Here is a 14,830-nt window from a genome sequence, read left to right on the forward strand (position 1 = left end):
ATAAATAAGATAAATTTTGAACAAGAATATGAACAAAATTAATAAAGTTGAACCAAAGATAGTGCTCTACAATACTCTTACCAGAAAGAAGGAGGAGCTCAAGACTTTGGAGCCCGGAAAAGTGAAGATGTTTGTCTGTGGACCTACTGTTTACGACTATTCACATATTGGTCACGCAAAAACTTATATTCAGATGGATGTTCTGGCTAGAATGCTGAGAGCTTCTGGTTTAGAGGTATTTTACCTTCAGAACATTACAAATATTGATGACAAGATTATTGTCCGTGCAAATGAGGCCGGCAGAGACTGGAAGGATCTTGCGGATGAGTTCTTGAAGTGTAATTTAGAGGATATGAAGACTCTTGGGGTTGATTCTGTCGATAAATATGCTGAGGCAACTGACTATATTGATGCGATAATTAAACAGGTCGAGACTCTAATAAGAAAAGACTTTGCTTACGTAATTGAAGGTGATGGAATTTATTTTGAGATTGCTAAATTTAAAGATTACGGTAAGCTTTCTGGTAGAAAAGAAATAAAAGAAAATGATGCACAAACGAGAATAGATAGTAGTGAAAATAAGCGTGGTTGGAATGATTTTTGTTTATGGAAGTTTTCAAAGCCTGGTGAACCCGTTTGGGAGGCTCCATTTGGAAAGGGTAGGCCAGGCTGGCACATTGAGGATACTGCAATTACAGAAACTGAGTTTGGCCCACAGTATGATATTCATGGTGGTGCGCTAGACTTAATTTTTCCTCACCACGAGGCAGAAATTACTCAGATGGAGGCGGCCTCTGGAAAAGTTCCTTTTGTGGGCACCTGGGTTCATACTGGTTTTTTGAATGCTGAAGGGGCGAAGATGTCTAAGAGCCTGGGAAACTTTTATACAATCCGAGATGTTTTAGCTCGTGGTTACGATCCAAATGTAATTCGGTTATTCATGCTTCAATCTCACTATCGGTCTCCAATAAATTTTAGCTGGGAGAATTTAGACGCGGCTAAGAATAGGTTGAGGAACTGGCAATCAATCGTAGATGAAATACTTCTACAAGAGTATTCAAGAGGTAGTCACGATCTACCGAAGCATATTGATTCAAGTCTGGCTAATAGCAAAGATATTCTCCTAAGTTATATGAGCGATGATCTTGATACGCCCATGGCACTATCAGCTATAGACGGAGACGAAATTGAAGATGAAGATAATTTCGGCACTTTAAGTCTATTTAAAAAATATGCTTATTCTGAGGAACTAAAAAGCTACATGAAGGATCTTGTCAATAACATAAAGGATATCTTAGGCATAGATCTTTTAAAGCCGGATATTTCTGAAGAGCAGAAGGAGCTGCTAAACTTAAGGCAGAAAGCTCGGGATGAGAGGGATTTTGAAGAGAGTGATAGACTACGAGAACAACTTAAGCTTAGTGGTCTAGATGTTCGGGATACTGAAAATGGGCAGATTTGGAGTAGAGTGTAGTGCTTGTGCTTGCTGGCATTTCTAAGAGAGAGTATCATCAAATGTATGAGTAAGTACAAGGGTTCTGATAGGATTGGTGGTTTATTTTTAATGTGCGGTCGAGATCAAGGAAGGATATCACACGATTCTTTAATTGAAACTGGTGAAATTACCCTTCCATCTGGGGTTATTATACGTGGGGTTGAAGCAGAATTAGTCAGGGACTATGTTGGCCCGGGCAGTCTTGTTGTTGCACTGGATCAGCTGGAAGATTATTGGTATGACTATGTTCCTGTCTCATATAAAACCTTATCATTCGTTACACCCATATTAGAACCTTGTGTGCAGATGCGGTTCCAAGCAGAAACAATTGGCCATAGGGTGCTAGATTTATCTGCTCCCCAGCTGGAATTACTAAGAGACGGGTGTACCATTGAACTAGATGCCGAGGAACTAAGGGTCGATTTGCGTGCTTGATAAGAATGGGCAGATTTGGAGTAGAGTGTAGGAAGTATGGAAAGGGTTCACGAGGCCAGGACTTACTTTGAGAATGATATTAAAACTGTTGCTCAGGTAGAAATAAGAGGTGAGTCAGATAAGGTTCTTGATCTGGGCTGTAGCACTTTATATATGCTTATGGAGGGTAGTGGTAGCTATACTGTATTCAATGAGGACGGGAGTGTTAGGAAAACTGTTGAGTTAAATAGGCCCGGTCAGACCTTTTTCGCGTTCAGAGGATTCCCATATATGTCAAAAGGATTTGGTGTAGCAGGTATGAAGGTGGTTGCTGTTTCTTATCCGCCATTTGATCTAACAGAGGTGAGTGTGGTAGAATAATAGTTACGTAAAGTTTATCTTGAGGAGTTGGTCTATTGAAACGGCTCTTCTACCATAAAATGAAAGGATGGTAACCAAAGGATAATATGAGTAAATATGAGATGGTAGTCGTTCTTTCTACCGAAAAAAAAGAACTAAAAAAGAAAGTTGATGATTTAGTCACTGAGGCTGGATTTAAAATATCAGAGCAAGAAGAGCTTGGAGTAAAGACTCTTGCTTATAAAATTAACGGAGAAGAAGCTGGTGCTTATCACAAGTTAATCTTGGAGGGTGATGGATCTGGTGTTAAAAAACTAGAATTTGCACTAAACTTAGAAGAAGGTGTTCTTCGATACTTAACAATTGCGTTGACTCCAAAGCTTGAAAAAGTTAGAGCGCAAATGGCAGTTGTTAGAACTGAGATTCAGGCAAAGGCTAAAAAAGACCAGAAAGAAGAAGACGCCAAGTAAATAAATTAATACGAGGAAGTTTATATGGCAAAAAGTTTAAACCAAGTAACACTTTTAGGTAGATTAACTAGAGATCCTGAGCTACGGCAGACTCCTAATGGGGCTAGTGTAGCAAGTTTCTCGATGGCACTAAATAGAAGTTATAAAGATTCTGCAGGTGAGTGGCAAGAGCAAACAGACTTTATTGACTGCGTCGCATGGGGCCCCTTGGCTGAAAGACTAGAGAAGATGGTTAAGCGTGGTCAAAGACTACTAGTTAACGGTCGTTTAAGCCAGAGAAGCTGGGAGCAAGATGGTCAAAAGCGTAGCAAGGTGGAAGTTGTGATTAACGATATGACTTTAATTGAGCAAGCTGGCGATCAGGGAGACTCTAGCTTCGGTGGTGGATCTGATGAGGGAGTACAAACTTCTCCATCTAATGACGTAGTAGTAGAAGATGTGAGTGATGAGGAGATTGATCTAGATTCAATCCCATTTTAATAAGGTTAAGGAGAAAATAGACTATTATGAGTGGAAAAAGACCAAGTGTAATCCCAGCATATTTTGATTATTTAGATGCTGATTTACTAAAAAGATATTTAAATTACTTTGGTAAGATCAAACCAAGAAGTAGAACTGGCTTAAGCCAAAAGCAGCAAGCGGCTTTATCAAAGGCTATTAAGCGTGCTCGGCATTTAGCATTAATCCCGTATGTTACTGAGTATGTTGATTCTGGGCGCCCACAAAAGCCTCGCGGTGAATATCGTGAAAGAAGAGATGCTTAAGATGGGTAGGTAAATACTGATGTTTGGAGTTACAGATTTAAAAAAAGGAACTCTTATTAAGCTAGACGGTCAGCCTTGGAAGGTTATTGAATATAACCAAAAACAGATGGGCCGGGGTGGGAGTATCGTGAACACCAAGCTTAAGAATATGCTTGATGGCAAGGTCATCCCTAAGACTTTTAAGGGGGCTGATAAGATCGAGGCAGCAGATATTGAAAATAAAACTGTTCAGTATCTGTACAACGACGGAATCAACGCCTTCCTAATGGATAACACTACTTTTGAACAGTTTGAGCTCCCAGTTGAAGATCTAACCCACGAACTTCAGTTCTTGCTCGAGGGAGTGGAGGTGAGCCTCCAATTGTTTGACGGTAAGCCAGTTAACTTAGAGCTTCCTAAAAATCTTTTCTTAAAAGTTATTGAGGCTCCGGAAGTTGTAAAAGGTGATACATCAGGAGCTTTACTTAAAGATATTGTTCTTGAGACTGGTCTTAAGCTAAAGGCTCCGGCGTTTATTAAGCCAGGCGATGAGGTTAGTGTTGATACAACTACTGGTGAGTATAGGGAGAGAAAGAAGTAAGGTATTTTAGTATGCCAAGCTCTAGACCTGGATCCTTCGACTACGCTCAGGATGACAATGGAGGTGATTTTTCAAGGGCGTATACAAAAATACGCCTTTTTGATCAGCAAGTTAAGTTAGGCGCTATTTTGAATGGTAGAGTTGTTTTGGATATTGGGAGTAGTACGGGTGGTTTTACTCAGTTTGCTTTAGAAAAGGGTGCTAAAAAAGTTATCGCTGTAGAGATTGGGAGCAGGCAGATGGTTCCTGAACTCGCTTTAGACCAACGAGTAAAACTATATGAAAAAACTGATATTTTAAACGTAGTTTCTGAAAATGCTGATGAGAAGTTAAGGTCGAATAAAAAAGTTATTCAGACTCCTGACTGTGCTGTTATGGATGCTTCTTTTACTGGATCTCAAGATATTTTGTTACATTTACGAACAAGTATCTTAAGACGTTCATCAGAGGTAGTTTTGTTGTTCAAGCCTCAATTTGAAGCTTATGACCATGAGTTGAACAACGGAGTTATTAAAAATAGTAAAGCTAGGCGCTTGATTATTAAAGAATTTGAACAATGGTTAATCAAGAATGGTTTTAAGATTGAAGCTAAGCAAGATTCTGGGCTCGCTGGCTCAAAAGGTAATGTAGAAAGGTTTTATTTATTAAGGGTTATTTAAATCCTTCTTCTATTCTTTTTTGTAGCTCTTGAAAGCTTTCTAGAAAGTCATATTTATCATTGGTTTCTTCGTTTGCTAATGACCAAAGGCTAAAGCAGGCTGCGGTGTATCGAACTGCTAATGGAATGGAGCTTTTCTCTTCTCGAGTTAACTTTTCTCTTTTCTCAAAGCCGGATATGATAAGCCTGCTCACTTCTGGGTAGGTTAGACCAGATTCTGGTTGTCTATAGTAGATAACAATACCTAGATCAAGGATTCTTTGTTTGTATTCAACTGTTTCCAAGTCTAAGATAGCAATTATTTTTTTATCTTTTATCAAAATATTGCCTTCATTGAGGTCTCCGTGAATAATAGATTGAGGTAAATTGAGTTTAGAGATCTCAGTGTATAGTTTGTCTATGTGAACCCTAATCTCTTTAGCAGTTTTCTTATCCTTATCTCTAAATTTGAGATTATCTTGATAGCCCGCAGAGAGATAGTTTTCTGGAACTTCTTTGGTTGGGATAGTTGAGTTAGCCAGTTGAAACCTAGCAATAAGCTCTCCTAGGTCTTCGAGAAGAGAGTTGGGGAATGTTTTTGGGTTTGGGTCGGCTTCTATATAATTAGAAAAAGTTATTTTATTAGTGTCGACTTTTAGCAAAATTGGCTTATTATCGTCCTTTAATAGGAGAGGAGAGCCAATTCTAGCCTTGTTAAGCTTAGACTGCACTAGAGCTTCGAATGCTATATTCTCAGGTTTCTGTTCTTTAAGTATTCTTGCAACGATTTTCTCATTTTTGGAATTCTGGAGTAGGTAGTTTAGGTTAGCGATACCTGAATCGAATTGTTTTATTAACTTGAAATCTGATTTAAGCTTAGTGTTGATGGCATCTAATATCTTTTGGTCCATAGGCTTAAACGTTAAAGCGGAATTCGACGACGTCGTCAGGTTGCATGATGTAGTTCCGTCCTTCGGTGTGGATTTTTCCGGCGGCTTTGACAGCGCTTTCGGAGCCAGCTTCAATGAGGTCTTGGTAATTAATGACTTGAGCAGCTATAAAACCTCGTTCGAAGTCTCCATGGATGACGCCTGCAGCCTGCGGGGCGGTTGCGCCAGTTTTTATGGTCCAGGCTCTAACTTCTTCTGGTCCGGCTGTTAAATAACTCTGTAGGCCTAAAAGTTTATATGCGCTAGAAATTACTTTTTGAAGTCCACTTTCTGTTTGGCCGTATTCGGCAAGTAATTCTGAAGAGCTTTCTTCATCAAGCTCACTTAATTCTTCTTCTAGTTTGGCGTTTACAAAAAGAGCTGGGTTATTCGGCACAAGAGCTTGGAGTTTTTGTTTGTTTTCATCATTTTGTAAGTCTTCTTCTGAGACGTTAAAGATATACATGGTTGGTTTGGTCGAGAAGAGATTAAGATCTTTTAGGTCAGCTTTTTGTTCTTCATCTAAATCAGGTATTTCTCCTGATTGAAGACTCTCAAGAACTAAATGGTATAAATCATCCAAAGGCTTTAATTTAGGGTTTGATTTAACTTCTTTTTTAAAGTTTTGAATGCGTTTTTCTAGGGTGGCTAAATCGGCTAAGATTAACTCGGTTTTAATAATCTCAATGTCTTGAGCGGGGTGGATTCTGTCTGCAACGTGCAGAATATCATCGTTTTTAAAGTCTCTTACAACTTGGGCAATGGCATCACATTCACGAATGTGGCTTAAGAATTTATTACCTAAGCCTTCTCCTTTTGAAGCTCCTTCAACGAGTCCGGCGATATCGACAAAATTGATTGTAGCTGGAATTATCTTTTTAGAATTGTAAAGCTCAGCAAGTGCTTTTAAGCGATCATCAGGCACTTCGACAATACCAGTATTCGGCTCAATGGTTGCAAAAGGGTAATTAGCGGCGAGAGCCCCAGCTTTTGTAAGAGCGTTAAAAAGGGTAGATTTACCAACATTTGGGAGACCAACTATTCCAATTTTGAGTGACATATATGCATATTATAACAGGTTCAACGGGGAGAATATCTAGGTGAATATTATGAGCGGTAGTATTTTCTTAAGATCTGTTCTTTGTCGGGTCGAGAGGTTTTTATTTCTCGAGATAGTACTATGATGGTGGTTAAGATTGAGAATGAAAACATTGATGCACCGAGGATACGAAGTTTAGTAGATTTTGGACTGGTATTGATATTGTGCTTAATCTCACTAGCGGTGGGGCTTGCGTATGTGTGATTGTTTATAGATAGTGAGCTTGCTCCGGCTAAAAATAGAGCCGAGAGGGTCAATGTCGCGCACCACCAAAGGGCGTGTAATATTTTCATTTTTTAGGTAATTTGTTTTAATTTTTCCGTATTTATTTGTTGGAGAATACGGAGATTGGTTCAATGTGTAGTAGAATTATAACCAAACTTTGATCGTTTTAACAAACCTGTTCAAAAAATGAATAAATCTAAAGCTAAGAAATTTAAAAAGAAATTACTCTCAATAGAATCTTATTATTTAGCAGGGATAGCGCTTGCAGTATCCCTTTTATTTAAGGGGGGCTTATTTTTATCCCCTGCCGTGGCAATTTCGGCATATTTTTCTTGGGAGATTTTTAGAGATGATATTAAAGAATATAAAGTCAGCCACTTTAGTTTAACTGGATTATTAGTTGGTGGCATAGGGATGGCAGTAGCCGGTGCTCATTTTGATGTGTCAATTTTAAGAGGAGTTATCTTCTTCTTTATTGGTTGGGGGATGTTCCAGCTGTTTGAAGGAGATATTGGGGGGGGTGATGTAAGGCTGCTGACCGTTGTGGCGCTTTTTCTAAACGTAGTTCAGCTTTTAGCGGCAATAAGCTTAGCATCGGCTGTAGGTATGCTGGTTGCTTGGCAGTTTAAGATTAAGAGAGTTCCGTTTGGGAGTTTGCTGATTGTGGCCTTCTGGCTAAGCTTTTGGATAGTAAGGTTCTAGAGTATGGAAAAGCCGAATGTTTTATATCATGCTTCATCTAATAAGGACATTGAAGTCTTTGAGCCTCGTGCTAATGGGGTAAGAGACATGAGTGAGGGGCCTGTTGTCTTTGCTACGCCAGATAAGGCATTCGCCTCCATATTCTTGGTTAAAACAAATGGTAAATGGGCGAAGATTAGCAGATGGACAAGCAATGGAGTTACCACACCCTGGCATTTAATCGTTAAGGGTAAAAGAAAATTCAAAAGAAGAGACCATGGTGGGGCAATCTATCACTTACCTTCAGAATCATTTACGTTTGATCCTGATAAGGGAGTAGGAGGGAGTGAGTGGACTAGTAGAAGTGAAATTAGGCCTAGTGGTAAGGATTTGTATGACTCTGGCTTTAGGGCAATGATTGATTACGGTGTTGAAGTTTATTTTGTTGGCAGGCTTACCTTTAGAAAGATAAAAAGATCTGAAGATCATGGATATGAGATTGTATCTAAGCTTAAGAAGGAGCAATAGAGATATGCAAATTGATAAGAATAGACTACTAAAACTTAGTATTGATGCTTTTGATGAAGATGATGAAAGAATTGGTTGGCGACTATTGGCTGAGGACTTAGGTAAAGATCGTGAGGCAGCAGAGCTAATCGAAGAATATATGGAGGTAAATGGGGTTTCGGATAGATGGCTCTGGTTCCACGCAGGACAGTGCTGGGCTTATCTCCAAGATAGTACGAGTCAGAAGCGGGCAGTATATTGTTTTAAGAAATCAATTGAGCCACCATACGATGGTGATAGTTATTGGTATAGAAAAGCTACTATTGAGTATTTAGGTAATAATATAAGCTCATTAAGAGATTGTCTTGTTAAGCTTAATGAGGTTGATGATGTAGACAATCTGATAAGAATAGTTAAGCTTATGATTCATCAGCTGGAGGAGGAAGGTCGACCTAATTATCGGAAGATGTATGAGTCTCTTTAGTCGGCTCGTGCTTGTTGCCGGAGTGGAATTTTTTGTGGACTGATTTTAGGTGGGGGTCTGTGATGTGAGTGTAGACTTGAGTTGTAGCGATGTTGCTGTGACCAAGTAAGCTTTGAACACTTCTTAAATCTGCTCCATTCATGAGCAAACTGGTAGCAAAACTGTGCCTTAAGGTATGTGGGGTAACCTTTTTGGTAATTCCTGCAGAGAGTGCGTATTTTTGGATCATGCGCTGAATTGAGCGGGGAGTTAATCTTAATAAATCTCCGGAGGTGTCGACTTTTTTGATCCCTGAAAGTCTAGTAAAGAGAGGTGGGCTGTTGTCGGTTCTGGTTGCTAAATATTCTTCTACAGTTTGTTTGGCGGAATCTGTTACAAAAACTGGTCTATCTTTTTGCCTTTTTCCGCGGACGGTGAATTCGCCGAGTTCTAAATTAACGTGTTCTTTATTAAGCTTAGTAAGTTCAGAGACACGAAGACCTGTTGAGTAGAGTAATTCTAAGATAGCGCGGTCGCGGAGTCCGGCTGGTTTGGATAAGTCTGGTTGGGCAAATAATCTCTCAAGTTCATCTTGGCTTAAGAAGGTAACTTCTTTTCTAGTGGAATGGGCTAGCTCAATCTTATCTGGAGCAAGAGCTTCGATATCGACTTTGGCGCAGTATTTTAAGAGATGTCGCAGAGCAATTAGGTGATAATTTCTTGTAGCGACGCTTAAGTCGCCACCATCTGGGGTTTCTAGTCTGTTTAGCCAAAGTCGATATTTTCGTACAGTATTTGCGGTAAGTTTATTTATAGGCTCATCTCCCCAAAATTCGACTAATCGATTTAGGTATAAGTGATAGTTTCTAATAGTGTACTGAGAGCGGTTTTGTTCAATTTCTAAATACTCTAAAAAGTCGACTATTAGTTCACTAAGATATGGAGATTTATTTTGCGACATTAGTTTCAGTATACACCCATGACCTATGTCGTCGTCCTCATGTTTTGCTTTGTGGTGAGTCTCGATAGAGCAGAGATGTTGCTTAAGCTTAACTAGCCTCTGCTCAGACAATTTTTTTGATGGCGGCTTAAGGTTTGTTGCGATGAAATTAGAGAATGGTAAAATTAGGGGAATGAATGCGATAACAGTTTTGCAGGCGATTATTTTGGGTGGAGTTCAGGGCGCTACTGAGTTCCTGCCTGTGAGTAGTTCTGGGCATTTAGTTCTAGTGGCCGATTTTTTAAATATTCCGAGTACTTTTACATCTGAGACTTTACTTAACTTCGGGACTATTTTGGTCATCTTAATCTTTTTTAGAAAGCAGATCTGGAAGATTATCTCGGATCTTTTCGATAAGGCCTTAAGCTTAAATCAGAAGAGGGATGTGCTTTTAAAACTTTTTGTTGGAGTGGCTCCAGCAGTAATTATAGGGATAGTATTTGGTGATTTTATCGAGCGCAATCTCCATGGGCCAATAACTGTAACAATAATGCTTTTAACGGTTGGGATGTTGATGGTTTTTACTAAGTCTAATCATGTTACAAGAGAGAACTTGAACACAAATATTGTTCAAGAGGTTAGTTTTAAGCAAGCTTTAATTGTAGGTTTAGTGCAGCCTTTTGCTTTGATTTCTGGGACATCAAGATCTGGCATTACGATCCTTGTAGGAATAATGACGGGCATGAAGGTGGAGGTCGCGGCTGCGTTTAGTTTTTTGATTGGGCTTCCTGTAATTCTTGGCGCGACACTTAAGCTTAGTGTGAGCTCAGAAGGACGGGATTTTGTAGCCAATCATTTTAGTCAGTTTGTAGCTGGTAACTTAGCGAGCTTTTTGATTGGTTTAGGGGCAGTTTATTTGTTAATGGATGTTGTTAAAAAGAGAGGCTTGAGGCCTTTTGGTGCCTATAGAGTCATGCTAGGTCTAGCTGTTATTGTGTTTGTTTTGCTATAGTTATCTTTATTGGAGACTGAAATAGCCCAAAATAAAAATTTAAATTACTCCTACGCCGCTATAAACTATGGAGGAGAAGAAAGAGAGAAAGTTATGATTGAGAGAACTTTAGTTATTTTAAAACCTGATGCAGTTTCGAGAGGTCTAATGGGAGAGATTGTTTCTCGTTTTGAGAGAGTGGGCTTAAAGATTGTGGGGGCTAAACTTATCAAGGCTAGTGAGGATCTTGCAAACAAGCATTATCCTAGAGATAGAGAAGAGTTTATCTTGGGAATGGCCCAGAAAACAGTTGATAACTACAAGGCTCAGGGCAAAGACCTTATGGAAGATCTTGGAACAGAAGATCTTAAAGAGATTGGGCTAATGATTCAGGGCTGGTTGGTTGATAACTTAACTTCTGGACCAGTATTTGCGTTTGTTATTGAAGGTCCTCATGCAATAGAAGTTGTAAGGAAACTCATAGGTTCAACTCTTCCGCTTAATGCTGCTCCGGGCACTATTCGTGGTGATTTCTCTTTTGATTCTTCTGCTCTTGGGAATGAGGGCAAGAGACCTATTAGAAATCTAGTACATGCTTCTGGTGAAAAAGACGAGGCTGAGTTTGAAGTTAACCTTTGGTTCAGCGAAGAAGAGATTTATGAGTATGAGACAGTTCATCAGCGTATGATGATTCTCTAGGTTTAATTATTTGGTATAATCTTCCTTAAGTTTAGCCCCGGTAGCTCAATGGATAGAGCAATTCCGTCCTAAGGAAGAGGTTGTAAGTTCGACTCTTACCCGGGGCACCATTAATAATAGATTTTATGATTGATACTTTAAATTTTCTAACTGAGTCTGATGTCCGTGAAATAATGACAGATCATTACTTGCCGATATATGTGGTTTCTAAAAGTAAACTAAAAGAATCTGCTCAGACTTTTCTTACTTCAGCGAAGAGACTCCCATATGGTGGAGAGGTTAAGTATGCTTTAAAAGCAAATCCTCACCCAGAGGTTATCAAGACTCTATGTAGTGAAGGAATTGGTATTGATGCGAGTAGTTACTACGAAGTAAAGCTTGCACTTGAAAATGGAGTTAATGGCAAAGACATATCTCTAACATCTCAGGAGCTCCCACCATCCGATAAGGAGTTTAGAGAAATTATTGAAGAAGGTGTGAGATTCAATGCGACTAGCTTACATCAATTAGATAAATACTTAGAGTTATTCCCAGGCAAAGATGTTGGAGTAAGAATTAATCCTGGAGTAGGAAGTGGCTACAACAAGCGTCTTACTACCGGTGGAGTATCAGCTAGCTTTGGTATTTGGTATGAGTATATTCCTGAAGTTTTAAATAAAGCAAAAGAGGCAGGTACAAAAATTACTACTTTGCATACTCACATAGGTACGGGCACGGATCCAATGGAGTGGGTTTCTGCTCTAGAAACTACTCTAGACCTAGCCGAGAAGTTACCTGATGTGACCTTTGTTTCTATTGGAGGTGGTTTCAAGGCAGCTTATATGCACGGTCAACATGATGCAGATATGATCAAGATTGCTGAGGTTTTGTCTGATAAATTAGTTAAGTTTAATCAAGACTATAATAGAGAACTTAAACTCGAGATTGAACCGGGAAGACTAATGGTAGTTCATGCGGTCTCTTTAGTTTCAAAAATCATTGATAAAACCGATACAGGAAGTGATGGGTATAACTTTATTCGAGTAAATACTGGCATGACCGAGATACTGCGCCCAGCAATGTATGGAGCTCAGCATAAATTAATCACGGTCTCGGCGAATGGTAATAAAAAGCTCGGTGGGATTAAGGAGTTTGTTGTGGCGGGTCATTGCTGTGAGAGTAGTGACTGTTTAACAATGGCACCCGGCAACCCAGAAGAGATTGAACCTCGAGAATTAGAAGATCCAGAAATTGGAGATTATCTTGTGGTAGAAGAAGCCGGGGCATATTGTTATGGCTTCAGTACTGTAGGGTATAACAGCTTCCCTCAAGCAGAAGTTGTTTTTGTCGAGTAATAAATTAATTATGGATATTGAAATTAGGAAGTGCAAAGAGAAGGATATCGATGTTCTCAAGAGAACTATTCCTCGACCAGAGTTCCATGATAAACGTTTTGAATCTCAAGAGAAGGGCGATTCTGAATATTTAGTGGCTTGGCTAGATGATATACCTGTTGGTCATTTAAACCTTATATTAGTTGGTTCAGGTGAAGAATATGTGAAAGAGAGGCTTGGATTCCTTCCAGAATTGAATGCAATTGGTACTTATCCTGATGAAATGCGTTCCAAAGGGATTGGTCGAAAACTAATAGAAGAGGCTGAGATGATTTGTAAAAGCTTAGGTTATAAAAAGGTTGGTCTTGCTGTTGATACATCAAATAAAAGGGCTAGAGAATTATATGAAAGGCTTGGCTACAAAGATGCAGGAATTGGAGAGTTTGACAGTATTTGGTATGAGCAACAAGATGATGGATCTAAACTTGAGATTGTAGATCACTGCATATACATGCTTAAGGATCTATAGAGTTTATTTTGTGCTAAACTTAAGCTTAATATGGATGATGAAAGTCAACAGGTTGAGGGTGGTGCTCATGTAAAACGTGGATCTAAAGAAGTGCTTGCAGTACTGAGAAGGCACTGGGTTGCGCTAGATAAGGGCTTACTTTTTTTAATTATAGGAGCACTCGCAGTATTTGGAGGGGGGAAGTTAGGAGCTAGGTCTGAGATTATGGTACTTATTATCTCTTTATTTGGGCTATTATTTTTTGGCCAATTCGTGAGTTGGTGGTTTAGTGTAACTATTTTGAGTAACAGTGGTCTTGAAATCATTTCCCAAAAAGGTCTGTTTAGAAGGGGTGTGGTTGATATCCCCTACGAGAGTATAATGAACACAAATTATGCAACAAAAGGACTGGTGCAAGCAGTCTTAGGATTTGGTACAATTGTTATACAGACACAGTCTGGGGATATAGTACTAGAGAAGGTTAGTAGACCGGCTAAAGTGCATACTCTAGTGACTGCAAACTATAATAAGTTTAGAGGTTTTGATGAATAAGATTAGTGAGGTGGGTAAAAGGGTAGTTAGAAAAAAATCTACTACTCGCGGCAACGGTACTCCGTCATACGCAAAAACTACTCAGGTGGCGGCACCAATCGATAATCCACAGCTGCAAGAAGCCCTAAGGGTACACCGAGAAGAGGCTCTTAAACGGGGCAGAAAGCTTAAAAAACCCCTGAAGAAGGCAAGATTCCATGTGATGATGGGATCTCTAGCTGTAATCTTTGGGTTAGTAGTTTCTTTTTTTATATACAGTTTTTACTTACTACAGGTTAGACAGAGTTACAGTAATTTAGCTTATAGTCTTGCGAGATTAGCTCCTTATGACGCCAGTGTTGTTGATGGACATAAAGTCTCTTATGAAGAGTATCTATTTATATTAAAACAAAATGTACATTATTTAGTTGAGTTCAATGGAGTCGGGGCAGAGAAAATTGATGTAAACACTGAAGATGGAAATAGGATAATTGAGCAAAAAAAGATCGAAGCCTTAGCTCAAGCAGAAGGCTATACTTTTATTAGAGCAAAAGCAAAAGAGCTGGGCATTAATGTTAGCGATAAAGAAGTTGAAGATGCGATTGATGAGCTGCTAACTTACAGGGGTAACTCTGACAGAGATGAGCTTGCGACTACTTTAAAAGCTCATTATGGTTGGGAAGTTAGTGATTATGAGAGATTTTATAAAGATGTTTTGTTAAAAAAGAAGGTCTTGGCTAGTTTAGATCAGAGCGCCAAAAATAATATTAATGCTGCACGGGATAAATTAGCTGCTGGTGCTGTATTTGGTGATGTTGCTAAAGAGCTTTCTCAAGATGAATCAAGTAAGCTTAATGGTGGTAAGATTGGCCGTATCAATTTAAAGCTTAATAATGCAAACTTTAGCTATACGATTCTAGAAACTTTAAAGAATCTGCCAGAAGGTAGTAACTCTGAAGTGGTGATTACTAATGACTCTTTCTATTTGTTTAGAAATACTAAGACATACTCTGAGGATGAAAAAGAGGTTGAGATGATTCGTATTCCGTTTAAAACAGTAGATGAGTATCTGCAAGATCTTCAGAATCAAGGTAAGATAACTCGTCATATTAAATTTGTAGAGCAAGACGAGGTTCCTCAAGAGTAACCTAAAATATTTGCGTCTTTATTATTCTCAGGGGTTGATGGTATAATTGTATGTTGAGAAGAGTTAACTTTCTTCTG

21 protein-coding genes and 1 tRNA gene are annotated in these 14,830 nt (G+C 39.1%); 18 read left to right on the top strand and 4 right to left on the bottom strand.

Annotation, left to right across the window (positions count from 1 at the left end):
• The first annotated feature begins 28 nt into the window (after positions 1 to 28).
• The 8 genes from H6799_01145 to H6799_01180 all read left to right on the top strand — a co-directional run bounded on the left by H6799_01145 (position 29) and on the right by H6799_01180 (position 4,742).
• Entirely contained in the window at positions 29 to 1,474 is a 1,446-nt protein-coding gene (locus H6799_01145) for a cysteine--tRNA ligase (GenBank protein USN97688.1), read from the top strand.
• A gap of 45 nt (positions 1,475 to 1,519) precedes the next feature.
• Positions 1,520 to 1,930 (top strand): hypothetical protein, encoded by a 411-nt coding sequence (locus H6799_01150; GenBank protein USN97689.1) that lies wholly within the window; start codon positions 1,520 to 1,522, stop codon positions 1,928 to 1,930.
• Between the two features lie 36 nt (positions 1,931 to 1,966).
• On the top strand, positions 1,967 to 2,290 hold the full coding sequence (locus H6799_01155) for a hypothetical protein (protein ID USN97690.1): 324 nt from the start codon (positions 1,967 to 1,969) through the stop codon (positions 2,288 to 2,290).
• Positions 2,291 to 2,376: 86 nt separating this feature from the next.
• Positions 2,377 to 2,739 (top strand): 30S ribosomal protein S6, encoded by a 363-nt coding sequence (locus H6799_01160; protein USN97691.1) that lies wholly within the window; start codon positions 2,377 to 2,379, stop codon positions 2,737 to 2,739.
• A gap of 24 nt (positions 2,740 to 2,763) precedes the next feature.
• Entirely contained in the window at positions 2,764 to 3,219 is a 456-nt protein-coding gene (gene ssb, locus H6799_01165) for a single-stranded DNA-binding protein (GenBank protein USN97692.1), read from the top strand.
• A 26-nt stretch (positions 3,220 to 3,245) separates the two neighbouring features.
• Positions 3,246 to 3,503, top strand: coding sequence for a 30S ribosomal protein S18 (gene rpsR / locus H6799_01170; protein ID USN97693.1), 258 nt, complete (start codon positions 3,246 to 3,248; stop codon positions 3,501 to 3,503).
• A 19-nt stretch (positions 3,504 to 3,522) separates the two neighbouring features.
• Positions 3,523 to 4,083, top strand: a complete 561-nt coding sequence (efp, locus tag H6799_01175) for an elongation factor P (GenBank protein ID USN97694.1) — start codon at positions 3,523 to 3,525, stop codon at positions 4,081 to 4,083.
• Positions 4,084 to 4,094: 11 nt separating this feature from the next.
• The gene (locus tag H6799_01180; protein USN97695.1) at positions 4,095 to 4,742 is read left to right on the top strand and encodes a hypothetical protein; all 648 of its coding nucleotides are present in this window, start codon (positions 4,095 to 4,097) and stop codon (positions 4,740 to 4,742) included.
• Here the strand turns inward: H6799_01180 and H6799_01185 are convergent.
• From H6799_01185 to H6799_01195, 3 genes are read right to left on the bottom strand one after another with little or no spacing between them, the layout of a single operon-like run.
• Positions 4,735 to 5,631, bottom strand: a complete 897-nt coding sequence (locus H6799_01185) for a phosphotransferase (GenBank protein USN97696.1) — start codon at positions 5,629 to 5,631, stop codon at positions 4,735 to 4,737. The genes H6799_01180 and H6799_01185 overlap by 8 nt on opposite strands.
• A 4-nt stretch (positions 5,632 to 5,635) precedes the next feature.
• Complete coding sequence (gene ychF, locus H6799_01190; GenBank protein ID USN97697.1) at positions 5,636 to 6,709, bottom strand: redox-regulated ATPase YchF; 1,074 nt, start codon at positions 6,707 to 6,709, stop codon at positions 5,636 to 5,638.
• A gap of 47 nt (positions 6,710 to 6,756) precedes the next feature.
• A complete protein-coding gene (locus H6799_01195; GenBank protein USN97698.1) occupies positions 6,757 to 7,041 on the bottom strand; it encodes a hypothetical protein in 285 nt (94 codons plus the stop codon).
• Between the two features lie 118 nt (positions 7,042 to 7,159).
• Here H6799_01195 and H6799_01200 point away from each other — a divergent pair, with 118 nt between their 5' ends.
• The 3 genes from H6799_01200 to H6799_01210 are packed head-to-tail and all read left to right on the top strand — an operon-like array spanning position 7,160 to position 8,645.
• Positions 7,160 to 7,675 (top strand): hypothetical protein, encoded by a 516-nt coding sequence (locus H6799_01200; protein ID USN97699.1) that lies wholly within the window; start codon positions 7,160 to 7,162, stop codon positions 7,673 to 7,675.
• Positions 7,676 to 7,678: 3 nt separating this feature from the next.
• A complete protein-coding gene (locus H6799_01205; GenBank protein ID USN97700.1) occupies positions 7,679 to 8,182 on the top strand; it encodes a hypothetical protein in 504 nt (167 codons plus the stop codon).
• A 4-nt stretch (positions 8,183 to 8,186) separates the two neighbouring features.
• Positions 8,187 to 8,645, top strand: coding sequence for a hypothetical protein (locus H6799_01210; protein USN97701.1), 459 nt, complete (start codon positions 8,187 to 8,189; stop codon positions 8,643 to 8,645).
• Here the strand turns inward: H6799_01210 and H6799_01215 are convergent.
• A complete protein-coding gene (locus tag H6799_01215; protein USN97702.1) occupies positions 8,614 to 9,585 on the bottom strand; it encodes a tyrosine-type recombinase/integrase in 972 nt (323 codons plus the stop codon). The two genes, H6799_01210 and H6799_01215, sit on opposite strands and share 32 nt — an antisense overlap.
• 142 nt (positions 9,586 to 9,727) lie before the next feature.
• Here H6799_01215 and H6799_01220 point away from each other — a divergent pair, with 142 nt between their 5' ends.
• The 7 genes from H6799_01220 to H6799_01250 all read left to right on the top strand — a co-directional run bounded on the left by H6799_01220 (position 9,728) and on the right by H6799_01250 (position 14,753).
• Entirely contained in the window at positions 9,728 to 10,576 is an 849-nt protein-coding gene (locus H6799_01220) for an undecaprenyl-diphosphate phosphatase (protein ID USN97703.1), read from the top strand.
• Positions 10,577 to 10,669: 93 nt separating this feature from the next.
• Positions 10,670 to 11,254 (top strand): nucleoside-diphosphate kinase, encoded by a 585-nt coding sequence (locus H6799_01225; GenBank protein ID USN97843.1) that lies wholly within the window; start codon positions 10,670 to 10,672, stop codon positions 11,252 to 11,254.
• Between the two features lie 34 nt (positions 11,255 to 11,288).
• Positions 11,289 to 11,364: transfer RNA gene (locus tag H6799_01230), tRNA-Arg, on the top strand.
• Positions 11,365 to 11,379: 15 nt separating this feature from the next.
• Positions 11,380 to 12,588, top strand: a complete 1,209-nt coding sequence (locus tag H6799_01235; GenBank protein USN97704.1) for a diaminopimelate decarboxylase — start codon at positions 11,380 to 11,382, stop codon at positions 12,586 to 12,588.
• 10 nt (positions 12,589 to 12,598) lie between these two features.
• Positions 12,599 to 13,096 (top strand): GNAT family N-acetyltransferase, encoded by a 498-nt coding sequence (locus tag H6799_01240; GenBank protein USN97705.1) that lies wholly within the window; start codon positions 12,599 to 12,601, stop codon positions 13,094 to 13,096.
• Positions 13,097 to 13,126: 30 nt separating this feature from the next.
• On the top strand, positions 13,127 to 13,627 hold the full coding sequence (locus H6799_01245) for a PH domain-containing protein (protein USN97706.1): 501 nt from the start codon (positions 13,127 to 13,129) through the stop codon (positions 13,625 to 13,627).
• A complete protein-coding gene (locus tag H6799_01250) occupies positions 13,620 to 14,753 on the top strand; it encodes a peptidylprolyl isomerase (protein ID USN97707.1) in 1,134 nt (377 codons plus the stop codon). Before H6799_01245 ends, H6799_01250 begins: the two co-directional genes overlap by 8 nt.
• The last annotated feature ends 77 nt before the right edge of the window (positions 14,754 to 14,830 follow it).

The sequence above is a fragment of the Candidatus Nomurabacteria bacterium genome (genome assembly GCA_023898665.1).
Lineage (GTDB): Bacteria > Patescibacteriota > Saccharimonadia > Saccharimonadales > HK-STAS-PATE-42 > HK-STAS-PATE-42.

What these genes read in the sequence shown, in the direction of transcription:
- H6799_01145 (USN97688.1), top strand. Translation starts at nt 29, where the DNA reads ATGAACAAAATTAATAAAGTTGAACCAAAGATAGTGCTCTACAATACT.
- H6799_01150 (USN97689.1), top strand. Translation starts at nt 1,520, where the DNA reads ATGAGTAAGTACAAGGGTTCTGATAGGATTGGTGGTTTATTTTTAATG.
- H6799_01155 (USN97690.1), top strand. Translation starts at nt 1,967, where the DNA reads ATGGAAAGGGTTCACGAGGCCAGGACTTACTTTGAGAATGATATTAAA.
- H6799_01160 (USN97691.1), top strand. Translation starts at nt 2,377, where the DNA reads ATGAGTAAATATGAGATGGTAGTCGTTCTTTCTACCGAAAAAAAAGAA.
- ssb (USN97692.1), top strand. Translation starts at nt 2,764, where the DNA reads ATGGCAAAAAGTTTAAACCAAGTAACACTTTTAGGTAGATTAACTAGA.
- rpsR (USN97693.1), top strand. Translation starts at nt 3,246, where the DNA reads ATGAGTGGAAAAAGACCAAGTGTAATCCCAGCATATTTTGATTATTTA.
- efp (USN97694.1), top strand. Translation starts at nt 3,523, where the DNA reads ATGTTTGGAGTTACAGATTTAAAAAAAGGAACTCTTATTAAGCTAGAC.
- H6799_01180 (USN97695.1), top strand. Translation starts at nt 4,095, where the DNA reads ATGCCAAGCTCTAGACCTGGATCCTTCGACTACGCTCAGGATGACAAT.
- H6799_01185 (USN97696.1), bottom strand. Translation starts at nt 5,631, where the DNA reads ATGGACCAAAAGATATTAGATGCCATCAACACTAAGCTTAAATCAGAT.
- ychF (USN97697.1), bottom strand. Translation starts at nt 6,709, where the DNA reads ATGTCACTCAAAATTGGAATAGTTGGTCTCCCAAATGTTGGTAAATCT.
- H6799_01195 (USN97698.1), bottom strand. Translation starts at nt 7,041, where the DNA reads ATGAAAATATTACACGCCCTTTGGTGGTGCGCGACATTGACCCTCTCG.
- H6799_01200 (USN97699.1), top strand. Translation starts at nt 7,160, where the DNA reads ATGAATAAATCTAAAGCTAAGAAATTTAAAAAGAAATTACTCTCAATA.
- H6799_01205 (USN97700.1), top strand. Translation starts at nt 7,679, where the DNA reads ATGGAAAAGCCGAATGTTTTATATCATGCTTCATCTAATAAGGACATT.
- H6799_01210 (USN97701.1), top strand. Translation starts at nt 8,187, where the DNA reads ATGCAAATTGATAAGAATAGACTACTAAAACTTAGTATTGATGCTTTT.
- H6799_01215 (USN97702.1), bottom strand. Translation starts at nt 9,585, where the DNA reads ATGTCGCAAAATAAATCTCCATATCTTAGTGAACTAATAGTCGACTTT.
- H6799_01220 (USN97703.1), top strand. Translation starts at nt 9,728, where the DNA reads ATGAAATTAGAGAATGGTAAAATTAGGGGAATGAATGCGATAACAGTT.
- H6799_01225 (USN97843.1), top strand. Translation starts at nt 10,670, where the DNA reads ATGATTGAGAGAACTTTAGTTATTTTAAAACCTGATGCAGTTTCGAGA.
- H6799_01235 (USN97704.1), top strand. Translation starts at nt 11,380, where the DNA reads ATGATTGATACTTTAAATTTTCTAACTGAGTCTGATGTCCGTGAAATA.
- H6799_01240 (USN97705.1), top strand. Translation starts at nt 12,599, where the DNA reads ATGGATATTGAAATTAGGAAGTGCAAAGAGAAGGATATCGATGTTCTC.
- H6799_01245 (USN97706.1), top strand. Translation starts at nt 13,127, where the DNA reads ATGGATGATGAAAGTCAACAGGTTGAGGGTGGTGCTCATGTAAAACGT.
- H6799_01250 (USN97707.1), top strand. Translation starts at nt 13,620, where the DNA reads ATGAATAAGATTAGTGAGGTGGGTAAAAGGGTAGTTAGAAAAAAATCT.